The 12,796-nt window shown below is 57.6% G+C and carries 12 protein-coding genes; 8 read left to right on the top strand and 4 right to left on the bottom strand.

Translation table 11 applies throughout. The features are described from left to right. Window positions 1-139 precede the first annotated feature (139 nt). The 5 genes from recG (at window position 140) to ygiD (ending at window position 6,073) form a co-directional block, all read left to right on the top strand. The gene (gene recG / locus QEP11_RS14755; protein WP_284337413.1) at window positions 140-2,263 is read left to right on the top strand and encodes an ATP-dependent DNA helicase RecG; all 2,124 of its coding nucleotides are present in this window, start codon (window positions 140-142) and stop codon (window positions 2,261-2,263) included. Window positions 2,264-2,377: 114 nt separating this feature from the next. Next, the gene (locus tag QEP11_RS14760; protein WP_284337414.1) at window positions 2,378-3,340 is read left to right on the top strand and encodes a LysR substrate-binding domain-containing protein; all 963 of its coding nucleotides are present in this window, start codon (window positions 2,378-2,380) and stop codon (window positions 3,338-3,340) included. A gap of 138 nt (window positions 3,341-3,478) precedes the next feature. Continuing rightward, a complete protein-coding gene (locus QEP11_RS14765; protein WP_284337415.1) occupies window positions 3,479-4,006 on the top strand; it encodes a Dps family protein in 528 nt (175 codons plus the stop codon). A 104-nt stretch (window positions 4,007-4,110) separates the two neighbouring features. After that, window positions 4,111-5,007: a 4-hydroxybenzoate octaprenyltransferase gene (ubiA, locus tag QEP11_RS14770; protein WP_284337416.1), complete on the top strand. Its 897-nt coding sequence runs from the start codon at window positions 4,111-4,113 to the stop codon at window positions 5,005-5,007. 190 nt (window positions 5,008-5,197) lie between these two features. Then, window positions 5,198-6,073, top strand: a complete 876-nt coding sequence (gene ygiD / locus QEP11_RS14775) for a 4,5-DOPA-extradiol-dioxygenase (protein ID WP_284337417.1) — start codon at window positions 5,198-5,200, stop codon at window positions 6,071-6,073. Window positions 6,074-6,193: 120 nt separating this feature from the next. On the opposite strand, the gene proC is transcribed toward ygiD, so the two are convergent. The 4 genes from proC to QEP11_RS14795 all read right to left on the bottom strand — a co-directional run bounded on the left by proC (window position 6,194) and on the right by QEP11_RS14795 (window position 9,926). After that, window positions 6,194-7,018, bottom strand: coding sequence for a pyrroline-5-carboxylate reductase (gene proC / locus QEP11_RS14780; RefSeq protein WP_284337418.1), 825 nt, complete (start codon window positions 7,016-7,018; stop codon window positions 6,194-6,196). A 129-nt stretch (window positions 7,019-7,147) separates the two neighbouring features. Continuing rightward, window positions 7,148-8,644: a glycerol kinase GlpK gene (glpK, locus tag QEP11_RS14785; RefSeq protein ID WP_284337419.1), complete on the bottom strand. Its 1,497-nt coding sequence runs from the start codon at window positions 8,642-8,644 to the stop codon at window positions 7,148-7,150. A gap of 17 nt (window positions 8,645-8,661) precedes the next feature. Continuing rightward, window positions 8,662-9,126 (bottom strand): GNAT family N-acetyltransferase, encoded by a 465-nt coding sequence (locus QEP11_RS14790; protein ID WP_284337420.1) that lies wholly within the window; start codon window positions 9,124-9,126, stop codon window positions 8,662-8,664. Continuing rightward, complete coding sequence (locus QEP11_RS14795) at window positions 9,123-9,926, bottom strand: DeoR/GlpR family DNA-binding transcription regulator (RefSeq protein ID WP_461782049.1); 804 nt, start codon at window positions 9,924-9,926, stop codon at window positions 9,123-9,125. The genes QEP11_RS14790 and QEP11_RS14795 overlap by 4 nt, the downstream gene beginning before the upstream one ends. A gap of 179 nt (window positions 9,927-10,105) precedes the next feature. On the opposite strand from QEP11_RS14795, the gene QEP11_RS14800 reads away from it, so the two are divergent. From QEP11_RS14800 to rplX, 3 genes are all read left to right on the top strand, one after another. Next, window positions 10,106-11,704 (top strand): glycerol-3-phosphate dehydrogenase/oxidase, encoded by a 1,599-nt coding sequence (locus QEP11_RS14800; RefSeq protein WP_284337422.1) that lies wholly within the window; start codon window positions 10,106-10,108, stop codon window positions 11,702-11,704. A 388-nt stretch (window positions 11,705-12,092) separates the two neighbouring features. Next, window positions 12,093-12,461, top strand: coding sequence for a 50S ribosomal protein L14 (rplN, locus tag QEP11_RS14805; protein WP_042417471.1), 369 nt, complete (start codon window positions 12,093-12,095; stop codon window positions 12,459-12,461). Window positions 12,462-12,470: 9 nt separating this feature from the next. Continuing rightward, a complete protein-coding gene (rplX, locus tag QEP11_RS14810; protein ID WP_174862324.1) occupies window positions 12,471-12,788 on the top strand; it encodes a 50S ribosomal protein L24 in 318 nt (105 codons plus the stop codon). Window positions 12,789-12,796: the final 8 nt, after the last annotated feature.

The following is a 12,796-nucleotide window of genomic DNA, read 5'->3' on the forward strand; positions in this document are numbered from 1 at the left end:
TGCTGCATGGTTGAGTGCTTCTGGCTTGGTTTATCTTGCCTTCGGTATGGGCAGGCAAGCGAGGGAAACACGTACCATGCATGGTGGTAGCCTTTCCATCCTCATCCATCCAGCAGCGCCTCTCAACTGTTCACGATTCATGCCTTCTATGTCGACAGCCAGCACCAAAAAGACTGCACCCAGTGCCGCACAGCAAGCGATGCACAAGTTGGGTCTGGTGCGTGATATCGACCTTGTGCTGCATTTGCCGTTGCGCTATGAAGATGAAACCAAGATAACGCTATTGCGCAATGCAAGGGATGGCGACACCGTTCAAATCGAAGCCACGGTGACGCAGTGTGAGGTGCAACTGCGTCCACGGCGCATGCTCAAGGTGACGGTGGACGACGGTACTGGCACATGCGTGCTGACGTTCTTTAGTTTCTACCCGTCGCAGCAGAAAACCATGGCCGTCGGTACGACACTGCGGATCCGTGGCGAAGTGAAGGGCGGTTTTTGGGGGCGCCAGATGATGCACCCGGCCTTCAAGGCGGCAGGTGGAGAGTTGCCTCAGGCTCTGACACCTGTTTATCCGACCGCTGCAGGCTTGTCTCAACCCTATTTGCGCCGAGCCATTGCCAGCGCCATGCAGCGTGTGAAACTACCGGAAACCTTGCCGCCGGACACCCCTCCTCCTGTGATGAGTTACTGGGGCGAGCATGGTCTGCAGCCGCTGATGAGCTTGCGAGAAGCCCTGGCTTTTTTGCACCACCCCACACCGGATGTGGCGCTGGCCACGCTGGAAGACCATTCGCATCCGGCGTGGCAGCGTTTGAAGGCGGAGGAGTTGCTGGCACAGCAGCTCTCGCAATACCAGGCCAAGCAAGAGCGTGCAGCGCTGAAGGCACCGATGCTGCAGGTGCCAGAGCCTGAAGCTGGTGCACTGACTCTGGTTGAGCAGTTTTTGCAGCAGTTGCCATTCGGGTTGACCAAGGCGCAACAGCGCGTGTGTCGTGAGATTGCGCAAGATATGGCCCGCCCCATGCCCATGCATCGCTTGCTGCAGGGAGATGTGGGCTCGGGGAAAACGGTAGTGGCCGCCATGTCGGCCATGGTGTGTATTGCCGCGGGATGGCAGTGCGCGCTGATGGCTCCTACAGAGATTTTGGCTGAACAGCACTTTGGCAAGCTGGTGGGCTGGCTGGAGCCCATTTTGGAGCCTTTGGGCAAGAAGGTGGCATGGTTGTCGGGTGCTCAGAAGAAGAAAGAGCGTGCAGCCATGCTGGAGCTGGTGTCCAGCGGACAAGCCGCACTGGTGGTTGGGACGCATGCAGTCATTCAAGAGCAGGTGCAGTTTCACAACCTGGCGTTGGCGGTGATTGATGAACAGCACCGTTTTGGAGTCGCACAGCGTTTGGCCCTGCGTCAGAAGTTGGCGCACCAGGGGCTGGAGCCGCATCTGCTGATGATGAGTGCCACACCCATTCCGCGTACTTTGGCCATGAGCTATTACGCGGACCTGGATGTCTCCGTCATTGATGAGCTACCGCCCGGGCGAACCCCCGTCGTCACCAAAGTGATCTCGGACAGTCGCAAAGACGAGGTGATTGCACGGATCGGGGCACAAGTGGCTGCAGGCCGTCAGGTGTACTGGGTGTGCCCCTTGATTGAAGAGAGTGAAACGCTGGATTTGTCCAATGCCACGGCCACGCACACTGACTTGAGCGAGGCATTGCCCGGTGTGACTGTTGGGCTTTTGCACTCGCGCATGCCACAGGCAGAAAAAAAAGCGGTGATGGAGTTGTTCACTGCTGGCATCATGGGAGTGTTGGTGTCTACGACGGTGATTGAGGTGGGGGTGGACGTGCCCAATGCCTCGCTGATGGTCATTGAGCACGCTGAACGCTTTGGCCTGAGCCAGTTGCACCAGTTGCGTGGTCGGGTGGGCCGTGGCGCGGCAGCGTCGGCTTGTGTGCTGTTGTATTCGGTCAATGACAATGGGCGACTTTCCGACACCGGTAAGGAGCGGCTGCGAGCCATGGCGCAAACCAATGACGGTTTTGAGATTGCACGGCGAGATCTGGAGATTCGTGGACCAGGGGAGTTTCTTGGGGCACGCCAGTCGGGTGATGCGCTGTTGCGTTTTGCAGATTTGGATAAGGATTACGCTTTGCTGGAGTGGGCCAAGGAATTGGCTCCCGCAATGCTGGCGCGCCACCCGCATTTGGCGCAACAGCACATACAGAGGTGGCTAGGCTCGAAAGCGGAGTTCCTGAAAGCGTAGGACACGGGCTGAAATGGGCTTGTGGAGCATGTGCATTCGTGCTCCCGAGCATCTACATTCGATTACATAAATGCACAATAGCCGATCGCTCATCAAGAAGCACAGTAAAACCCCATGACGCTTACAGAACTGAAATACATTGTTGCCGTTGCTCGCGAGAAGCACTTTGGCCGTGCGGCTGAGGCATGTTATGTCTCGCAGCCTACCTTGTCAGTAGCCATCAAGAAGCTGGAAGACGAGCTGGATGTGAAGATTTTTGAGCGCAGTGCCGGCGAGGTTTCAGTGACACCTCTGGGTGAGTCGATCGTGCGGCAGGCACAAAGCGTACTGGAGCAGGCCGCTGAGATCAAAGAAATTGCCAAGCGTGGCAAAGATCCGCTGTCGGGCGTGCTGACACTGGGTGTGATTTACACCATTGGCCCTTATCTTTTGCCCGAACTGGTTCGTCATTCCATCAAGATGACGCCGCAGATGCCTTTGATGCTGCAGGAGAACTTCACGGTGAAGCTCCTGGAAATGCTGCGGACGGGAGAAATTGATTGCGCCATCGTTGCAGAGCCTTTCCCGGATACGGGGTTGGCCATGGCGCCACTGTATGACGAGCCGTTCATGGCTGCGGTGCCCAATACCCACCCTTTGGCACGGCAGGAATCGGTTACGACCACCGAGCTGAAAAACGAAACCATGCTGCTGCTAGGTGCTGGTCACTGCTTCCGTGACCATGTGCTTGAAGTGTGTCCGGAGTTTGCCCGCTACGCCAGCAATGCGGAGGGCATTCGTCGCACGTTCGAAGGCTCATCGCTGGAAACCATCAAACATATGGTGGCAGCAGGGATGGGCGTGACTTTGGTGCCTCGACTGTCGGTGCCCGAGGATGCATTGGCTACACAGCGTCGCCGCGCAACAGATGATCCCCATATCCGCTATTTGCCGATTCGCGATGAAGATGGACACCAGCCTCCAAGTCGCCGCGTGGTGTTGGTGTGGCGGCGTAGCTTTACCCGCTATGAAGCCATTGCAGCATTGCGCAACGCAGTCTATGCCTGCGAGCTAACGGGCGTGGAACTGCTTACCTGAGCGCTTTTCCCACCGTTGCCATAAGTCATAAAGCTGGCGCTGCCATATGTATGTGTATGCGCTACAGTAAGACCCATGCCCATCCAGTGCGCGCCCTGCGTGGCGGCGCTGGTTTGAAAATGACTGAGGAGAAGCATCATGGCTAAAGAAACAAAGAAACCAACTGTCAAAGCTGCACCAGCACCCGCTGGCATGCCGATCAAGATTGGCATCAGCACCAAAGACCGTGAACTGATTTCGGAAGGCTTGTCGCGTCTGCTGGCGGACACTTACACGCTGTATCTGACCACTCACAATTTCCACTGGAATGTGACGGGTCCCATGTTCAACACGCTGCACACCATGTTCATGGAGCAGTACACCGAATTATGGAATGCGGTAGATCCTGTGGCGGAGCGTATCCGCTCTCTGGGGCACTTTGCACCAGGGTCATACGCTCAGTTTGGCAAGCTGACCAGCTTGCCTGACGTGCCGGCAACTCCTCCCAAAGCGACGGACATGATCCGCATTTTGGTGGAAGGCAATGAGGCGGTGGCGCGCACAGCGCGTGAGCTGTTCCCATTGGCGGACAAGGCCAGCGATGAGCCCACTGCAGACTTGCTGACCCAGCGTCTGACCGTGCATGAGCAAAATGCCTGGATGTTGCGGTCATTGCTGGAAGAGTAATCTGCACACCTTGTGCAGAGAAAGCCAAGGCTTGAATCTTTGCACCTAGCATGCACAACGCCCGCCTTGAGCGGGCGTTGTGCTTTGTACGCGACAATTTAGACATGACCAGTTCCACACACCACAACGCAGCGACTGCTGCGCGACGCTCCAAGCTCTCGCTGTATCTTGACCTGATCCGCTGGAACCGCCCGGCTGGCTGGCTGGTGCTGGTGTGGCCCACCTTGACGGCTTTGTGGTTGGCTGCAGATGGTTTCCCCGGCTGGCATTTGCTGCTGGTGTTTGTGGCTGGAACGGTGATGATGCGCAGCGCAGGATGCACCATCAACGATATTGCTGATCGCGACTTTGACAAACATGTCAAACGGACCACACAGCGCCCTATCACCAGTGGTCAGATCAGCGTAAAAGAAGCTGCCATGGTTGGCGTGGTGCTCACACTGGCGTCGTTGGTCTTGGTGTTGACCACACGCTGGGAAGCAGTGGCCTGGTCTGTACCTGCGGTGCTGTTCACCATCCTTTATCCATTCACCAAGCGTTTTTTCGCCATGCCACAGGCTTTTTTGGGCATTGCGTTCAACTTCGGCATCTTGATCGCCTTTGCTGCGGTGACTGGAGAGGTGGGCAGGGCAGCATGGATTCTGTGGCTTGCCAATATGTTCATGGTACTGGCGTATGACACGGAATACGCGATGGTCGACCGTGATGATGATTTGAAAATTGGCATGAAAACATCGGCCATCACTTTGGGGCGCTTTGATGTTCTGGGCATCATGGGCTTTTTCTTGTTGTCCTGGGCGCTGACGCTGTGGGTGGTGTGGCCCTATGCGCTGGGCTGGCCATTTTGGTTGGGCATGGCCGCGGCGGCGGGGCAGATCGTCTGGCATTTCACGCTGATCAAGGATCGTACGCGCGAAGGCTGCTTTGTGGCTTTCAGCAAGAGTCACTACATCGGCATGACCATTTTTGCGGGTGTGGCATTGGGGTTTGCTCTGCGCTGAAGAGAGCGGCTGGCAGTAGCGATGTGGATGGCCACAGCAACTCCGGCTTTTGTCTTGAAGTGGAATCCAAGGGCGCAAGCGCTATTTTTGTACCCTGACGGGTTTGTTTGAAAGTGCGAAGATGCAGCGCAGACAGTGGCTTGGTGTCGCAGCAGCGGGCGCGGCGATTTTGGCAGCCACAGGAGCCAGTATGACGATGACCAGCAACCTTCATGATGCAGTTTCGCAAGCGGGCATTACCACGTTGAAACCTTCAGCACGCATGCCAGTGCTGTTTGTTGGACACGGTAGCCCAATGAACGCCATTGAGGACAATGCTTACCGGCAAAGCTGGCAACAACTGGGGCAGCAATTGCTGGCGCATGCGCATCGGCCACAACTGGTGTTGTGTATCTCTGCCCACTGGATTACGCAGGGCCAAGGATCACTGCTGACAGGAATGGCGCAGCCCAAGACCATCCATGACTTTGGTGGTTTCCCGCAAGAGCTGTTTGCGCAACAGTACCCGGCGCCGGGAGCGCCGCAGGTGGCGAAGCAACTGGCAGCGCAGTTGCACAACCCTTACAACCAGCAAGCTTTGGGCGTGGATACGCATGAATGGGGGCTCGACCATGGCTCCTGGAGTGTGCTCAAACCCATGTTCCCGGACGCGACGATTCCAGTTGTGCAGCTAAGCATGGACTACAGCCGTCCCCCAGCAGAGCATTTTGCGCTGGGCCAGCAATTGCAAGCCTTGCGCGAGCGTGGTGTGCTGATTGTGGGCAGCGGCAATGCCGTGCACAATCTGCGCGCTTTACAGCGCACGCCGTCGCCTTTGCAGGCCTATGACTGGGCCATCGAGTTTGACCAGATGGTGGCTGACAAGGTTCAACAGCAAGACTTGGCTGGTTTGGCAGACTTTCAGCGGATGGGCGCTGTGGCGCAGCTGGCGCATCCCACATATGACCATTATTTGCCGCTGCTGTATGCGGCCGGTGCGGTGGGTCAAGGCGAGGAAGCGCAGTTTTTCAATGCGGACTTCCAGATGGCATCCATCTCCATGCGTTCCATGATCTGGGGCGCTTAGGGAAAGAGTCGCGGGTCGGGGTTGGGAAGGCCTGCAGCATCGAGTCAGCCCGAGCAGCATAGAAAAAGCCCCGCCAAGGTTTAAGTTGCGGGGCTTTTTGATAGTTGATGGGGCAGTTGCTTACTTGCCAAACTCTGCAGCCAGCTCTTTGGCGCGGGTTTCTGCCTTGCGCAGCGCATCAATGAAATGCTGTGGCAATCGGGTTTGCTGCATGTGGGTGATGGCAGCATGGGTGGTGCCGCCCTTGCTGGTGACACGCTCACGCAGCACGCTGGCGGGTTCATCCGATTGTGCAGCCAGTTCGGAGGCACCCTGAAAGGTGGCAATGGCCAGCTGGTAAGACTGCTCTGCCGTCAAACCCATGTCGACACCAGCCTGCGTCATGGCTTCGAGAAACAGGAATACATAAGCAGGGCCGGAACCAGACAAAGCGGTGACTGCATCCAGTTTGTCTTCAGCATCCACCCACACAAACTGGCCGGTGGTGCCGATCACGCGCTCAATCAGTGCCTGACCCGGTGCATCCACTTCTGGGCATGCAAACAAACCGGTCATGCCCTTGCCCACCAGCGCAGGGGTGTTGGGCATGGCGCGCACGATGCGGTGAGTGCCCAGCCACTGGGCAATGCTGCCGGTGGTGATGCCTGCCGCCACGCTCAGATGCAAGGCGTGCGTGGTGTGTGGAGCAACATCGGAAGTGGCATCCTTGAACGTCTGGGGCTTGGTGGCCCAGACTACAAGGTCAGCCCCAGCCAGCGCTTCGGTGGCGCTGGGCAGCGCATCAATGCCGAACTTGGCCTTCAGTGCGGTGCGTGCTGCTTCAAAGGGTTCCACCACGGTGATGTGGTCTGCAGGCAAACCCCGTCCAATCAAACCGCCAATGATGGCGCTGGCCATATTGCCGCCGCCGATGAAGGCAATGCGGGTGGAAGGTGTCTGGCTCATAACAATGCTTTCGAAAAGGTGCAAATCTCACAAATAGACGCGGCTTGCAGCCGTGGAACAGATTTTCTGTGTGTGGGCGTTCAGGTGTCTGTCACGGCATTGCAAGCAGCATGCTTTGCGCACAGTGGGCTATTGCGCGGTGGTCTGGCGTACGGCCCGCTCCCAGCGAGCCATTAACTCGTCGGCTCGGGCTTTGTCCATGGTGGGGACAAAGCGCCGTTCTGCCTTCCAAAGCGAAGACAGTTCTTGCGTGCTCTGGTACACGCCTGACGATAACCCCGCCAGATAGGCTGCACCAAGTGCCGTGGTTTCCACGCAGGCAGGACGCACCACGGGTATGCCCAGCAAATCGGCCTGGAACTGCATCAGCAAATTGTTGACACAGGCACCGCCATCGACGCGCAATTCGCTCACAGCTGCACCGCCATTGGCCACGGCATCGCGGCTCATGGCCAGCAGCAGGGCTGCGCTTTGGTAAGCAATGGATTCCAGGGCTGCGCGGGCAATGTGGGCCAGTGTGGTGCCGCGTGTCAAGCCGGTAATAGAGCCGCGCGCATCGGGCTCCCAGTAGGGGGCTCCCAAGCCAGTAAATGCTGGCACCAGCATGACGCCCCCTGAGTCGGGCACGCTCTCGGCCAGCTGCTGCACCTGGCCGCTGTGCTCAATCGCTTGCAAGCCGTCGCGCAGCCACTGCACCACGGCTCCGCCCACAAATACGCTGCCTTCCAGTGCAAACTGGGGCACAGCGCTGTCCTGTGCTGCGGAAGTGGTCAGCAAACCGTTGGCCGAGGTCTGAAACTGGCCGCCGGTGTGCATCAGCATGAAACAGCCCGTGCCGTAGGTATTCTTGGCCATGCCCGCTTGGAAACAGGCTTGGCCAAAGAGGGCGCTTTGCTGGTCGCCCGCCACCCCGCCGATGTTGATGGCTCCGCCCAGCACTGTTTCATCGGTCTTGCCAAAATCAGCGGCGGAGGGGAGTACTTCAGGCATCAGGCTGGCAGGAATATCCAGCAGGGCCAGCAGATCGGAATCCCATTGGTTGGCGTGCACATTGAACAGCATGGTGCGGCTGGCGTTGGAGACATCGGTCACATGGCGCTTGCCGCCCGTGAGTTGCCAGATCAGCCAGCAGTCCACCGTACCAAAGGCCAGTTCACCGCGCTCAGCCGCTGTGCGTGCGCCAGGAACGTTGTCGAGAAGCCACTTGAGCTTGGTGCCTGAGAAGTAGGCGTCAATGCGCAAACCGGTCTTTTGCAGGATGGTGTCACTGTGGCCTGCTTCGCGCAATTGCTGGCAGGTGGGCTCGGCACGGCGGTCTTGCCAGACGATGCCGTGATGGATGGGGGCCCCGGTTTTGCGGTTCCAGACAATCGTGGTCTCGCGCTGGTTGGTAATGCCTACGCTGCGAATGTCGCGAGCGGTGAGTCCTGATCTGGCCAGTGCTTCCTTGGCGGTGGTGAGCTGGGTGCGCCAGATTTCGCGGGGGTCGTGCTCGACCCAGCCTGGGCGCGGGTAGATCTGGGGCAGCTCCTGCTGTGCAGAAGCCACGATTTGCCCTTGGGTATTGAAAACAATAGCGCGAGAACTTGAGGTGCCTTGGTCTAAGGCGAGCAGGTAAGTGGTCATATGCGGTGTGTGCGAAATCACAGGTTCAGGACAAAACGGGCTGCTTGGGGCTGCTCAGACCAGCCTTGTCGGGCATAAAAGCCTCGTTGGTATGAATCTCGGTCTCGATTGTTCACCAGCCAGATGCGGCTGCAGCCTTTGCTGCGCGCTGCGTCGACAGCAGTATCCAGTAATTGGGAGCCAACACCCAGGCCACGGGCGCTGTCTGCAATGAAAAGCTCGCTCACATAGGCTTCCCAGCTTTGCAGAATGGCCAGGGGGAGCCAGTGCACGGCGCAGTAGCCCAGGAGTTGCCCTTGTATGTCACAGGCGACCATGTGCAAATGATGTTCGCTGGGCGCAAGCAGTGGCGCGATGTGCTTTACATGGTCATCAGCGGTACCGTTCTGAAAGCTCGCAAACCAGCCAATGCTGGCCAGCAGGCTTGAGAGTGCGCGGGCATCACTTGCGCAAGCGGGACGGATGTGCACGGCAGCGCTCATTGCGCCACCACGCATTGCACCTCTGCCTCTTCCAACAGGTGGGCAAAGGGTGCGGGCGGAGGGGAGTCGGTGAACAGGCGATCAATCTGGTGCAGGCTGGCCAATTCCACCATGGCTTGGCGCTGAAACTTGCTGTGGTCAGCGGCCAGCCACACTTCACGAGCCTGCTGGATGATGGTTTGTGCCACCTTCACCTCGCGCAGGTCGTAGTCACGCAACGTTCCATCACTTTCAATAGCGGAGATACCGATCAAGGCAATGTCCACCTTGAACTGACGCATGAAATCCACGGCGGCCTCGCCGATGATGCCGCGATCCCGCGTGCGCACCACACCACCGGCCACGATGACTTCGCAGTCGGCGTTGCTGCTGAGGATGGCTGCCACATTCAGGTTGTTTGTGATGACGCGCAGGCCACGATGGTGCAACAAGGCTTTGGCAATGGCTTCGGTGGTGGTGCCAATATTGAGAATCAGTGAGCAACCATTGGGTACGGCCTGGGCCACTGCCTTTGCAATGCGTGCCTTGCCGTCAGCGTTGAGCGTTTCCCGGCGCGTGTGCGCCAGATTTTCCACCGTGGCACTGGGGACACGTACACCGCCGTGAAAGCGCACCAAAAGCCCAGACGCAGCCAGCTTTTGTACATCGCGGCGCACAGTTTGCAAGGTGACACCCAAGGTCTCGGCCAATTGCTCTACGGTGGCAGATTGCTGATTACGTACTTCTTCAAGCAGTTGCAGCTGCCGAGGGTTGTTGTTGCTGTTCACGGTGCGCTCGGATGAAAAAAAAGGAAGGTGAATGATCGTAAAACCGAAATCAAAATATTGGAAATCGAAAAAAACCAATCACAAACGAACAAAAAGCATGACAATATGTGCTATCTAATCGGGCATATGCTCACGTGCGCGGCATGCGAATGCGATGCGCACTCGCTGTTGCCTCTTGCTTACCCTCAGTCACCAGCCCAGCCTGAAGTGCCATGACGATTGCCACCACTCCTTTGACCACTGACCGTGCGGAACTATTGGTTCGCTTGTCCCAGCCCGAAACCTATGATCTGCTGATTATCGGTGGTGGAGCCACCGGTTTGGGGACTGCTGTTGATGCTGCGGCACGCGGCTTCAAGGTGTGCTTGCTGGAATCGCATGACTTTGCCAAGGGCACTTCGTCACGCGCTACCAAGCTGGTGCACGGTGGAGTGCGTTATCTGGCACAGGGCAATGTGTCGCTGGTGCGTGAGGCGCTGCATGAGCGCACCACGCTGCTCAACAACGCGCCGCATCTGGCACAGCCTCTGGCATTTGTGATGCCGTCCTACAAATTGCTGGACACGCCGTTTTACGGCGCGGGCCTGAAAATGTACGACGCACTGGCTGGCAAAGATGGTCTGGGGCGCACCGAGTTCCTCAGCAAGGACAAAACCCTGCGTCTGCTGCCCACCGTGCGTACTGACAGTCTGAAGGGTGGTGTGAAATACTGGGACGGTCAGTTCGACGATGCCCGTTTGGCACTGGTGCTGGCGCGCACGGCTGCTGCCAAGGGGGCGCTGCTGGTGAACTATTGCCCTGCGAAGGAGCTGCTGCATACCGGTGGCAAGGTGTCAGGAGTGATCTGTGAAGACGCCGAAACCGGTACCCGCTATGAAGTGCATGCCAAATGTGTGGTGAATGCAACGGGTCCGTGGGTGGACCTGTTCCGCCAGCAAGATGCAGAAATGCTGGGCAAGCCCGTCAAGCCCATGGTGGCACCCAGTCAGGGAGTGCACGTGGTGGTCGATCGTGAATTTCTGCCTTCCGATCATGCACTGCTGGTGCCCAAGACGGCCGATGGCCGTGTGCTGTTTGCTGTGCCATGGCTGGGGAAAGTCATTCTGGGAACCACCGATACGCCGCGCCATGATCTGGCGCGTGAGCCGCTGGCGTTTGAGCAGGAGATCGAGTTCATTCTGAAGGAGGCGGGCAATTACCTGTGCCGTCGTCCTACGCGCGCCGATGTGCGCAGCATCTGGGTGGGTATGCGTCCCTTGGTCAAGCCGCAGGACGATGATGGTGAGAACACCAAGAAGATCAGCCGCGAGCACACGGTCATGACCAGCAAGTCGGGTCTGGTGACAGTGACTGGGGGCAAGTGGACCACATACCGAGCCATGGCCGAGGATGTGCTCAAAGAGTGCTTTGATCAGAAGCTGCTGCCCGCCCGTGCGGCTGGTGTGACGGTAAAAATGCCGCTCGTGGGGGCGCCCAAGCCAGAGCAGGTCAAGCACCGCATGAATGGCGCACAAGGCGAGCACATTTATGGTACAGAGGCTGCAGCTGTGCACAGCTTGGCAGGAGCGGATAAGTTCCTGGCTGATGGACTGACCGAGGCTATGGTGCGTTTTGCTGCGCGCTACGAATATGCGCGCACCGTGGAAGATGTGCTGGCACGCCGTTGCCGCATGTTGTTCCTGGATGCTCGTCTGGCAGCCAGTGTCGCACCAAGCGTTGCGGCCATTTTGCAGCAAGAGCTGCCCGGTGTGGATGTGAAGCTGGCTGACTTCCTTGCATTGGCCCAGCAGTACATTCCACCCCAGGCATAAAAAATCGGTTGTGGCGTGCATGCACAATGCATGCGCGTTACAAACAGTAGTAGTGTTGCAACTGGATGGTGTGGCTGAATTGAAAACTTGTTTGAAATCATTGTGATTTCAACGTTTCTTGCTACTATTTTCCAAATCATCGATAAGTGCTGCGCATTCCCTGTGAATGTGGTGGTTTTCGGTGTCTAAGCAGTTGACGCGCAAGGAATTTCTTGCAATAATCGCCTGCTTCACGTCTAAAAGCGTGAAACTTTCTGCCCAGCGGGAAGCCTTTTGGAATGGTCCAGAAGGTGGACGACGGGCCCAAGACTGACCGGCTGCTTCGTTCGGCCCTTGAGAAGTTCTCTGGGGCTGTCCGGGTCTGCTGGAGCAAGTTGGGAATATTGAAATGATCCAAACAGAATCTCGTTTAGAGGTTGCCGATAACACGGGCGCGAAGTCTGTTCAGTGCATTAAGGTGCTGGGCGGCTCTCATCGTCGCTACGCAAGTGTTGGTGACATCATCAAAGTGAGCATCAAAGAAGCCGCTCCCCGTGGCCGCGTCAAAAAAGGCGAGGTTTACAGCGCAGTGGTAGTTCGTACAGCCAAGGGCATCCGCCGTGGCGACGGTTCTTTGGTGAAGTTCGATGGCAATGCCGCTGTTCTGCTGAACGCGAAGCTGGAGCCCATCGGCACTCGTATTTTTGGCCCCGTGACACGTGAACTGCGTACCGAGAAGTTCATGAAGATCGTGTCCTTGGCACCTGAAGTTCTCTAAGGAAGCACTATGAACAAGATTCGCAAGGGCGACAAAGTCATCGTGCTGACTGGCCGTGACAAGGGCAAGCAAGGCGTAGTTGCTTCGCGCAAGGACGACTCTCACCTGGTGATCGAAGGCGTGAACCTGGTTAAGAAGCACGTCAAGCCCAACCCCATGAAGGGCACCACCGGCGGTATCGTGGAAAAGGCCATGCCTATCCATCAATCCAACGTGGCTATCTTCAATGCAGCGACTGGCAAGGCCGATCGCGTGGGCATCAAGGTGAACGCCGACGGCACACGTGTTCGCGTGTTCAAGTCCAATGGCGCTGAAATCACCGCCTAAGGAGTAAC

It is taken from the genome of Comamonas halotolerans, from assembly GCF_030162935.1.
Classification (GTDB): Bacteria; Pseudomonadota; Gammaproteobacteria; order Burkholderiales; family Burkholderiaceae_C; genus Comamonas; species Comamonas halotolerans.

Excerpts from the sequence above, each read along its gene's own strand:
- QEP11_RS14760 (WP_284337414.1), top strand. The coding sequence starts at position 2,378 with ATGACGCTTACAGAACTGAAATACATTGTTGCCGTTGCTCGCGAGAAG.
- QEP11_RS14765 (WP_284337415.1), top strand. The coding sequence starts at position 3,479 with ATGGCTAAAGAAACAAAGAAACCAACTGTCAAAGCTGCACCAGCACCC.
- rplX (WP_174862324.1), top strand. The coding sequence starts at position 12,471 with ATGAACAAGATTCGCAAGGGCGACAAAGTCATCGTGCTGACTGGCCGT.
- QEP11_RS14790 (WP_284337420.1), bottom strand. The coding sequence starts at position 9,126 with ATGAGCGCTGCCGTGCACATCCGTCCCGCTTGCGCAAGTGATGCCCGC.
- rplN (WP_042417471.1), top strand. The coding sequence starts at position 12,093 with ATGATCCAAACAGAATCTCGTTTAGAGGTTGCCGATAACACGGGCGCG.
- glpK (WP_284337419.1), bottom strand. The coding sequence starts at position 8,644 with ATGACCACTTACCTGCTCGCCTTAGACCAAGGCACCTCAAGTTCTCGC.
- ygiD (WP_284337417.1), top strand. The coding sequence starts at position 5,198 with ATGACGATGACCAGCAACCTTCATGATGCAGTTTCGCAAGCGGGCATT.
- ubiA (WP_284337416.1), top strand. The coding sequence starts at position 4,111 with ATGACCAGTTCCACACACCACAACGCAGCGACTGCTGCGCGACGCTCC.
- QEP11_RS14800 (WP_284337422.1), top strand. The coding sequence starts at position 10,106 with ATGACGATTGCCACCACTCCTTTGACCACTGACCGTGCGGAACTATTG.
- proC (WP_284337418.1), bottom strand. The coding sequence starts at position 7,018 with ATGAGCCAGACACCTTCCACCCGCATTGCCTTCATCGGCGGCGGCAAT.
- recG (WP_284337413.1), top strand. The coding sequence starts at position 140 with ATGCCTTCTATGTCGACAGCCAGCACCAAAAAGACTGCACCCAGTGCC.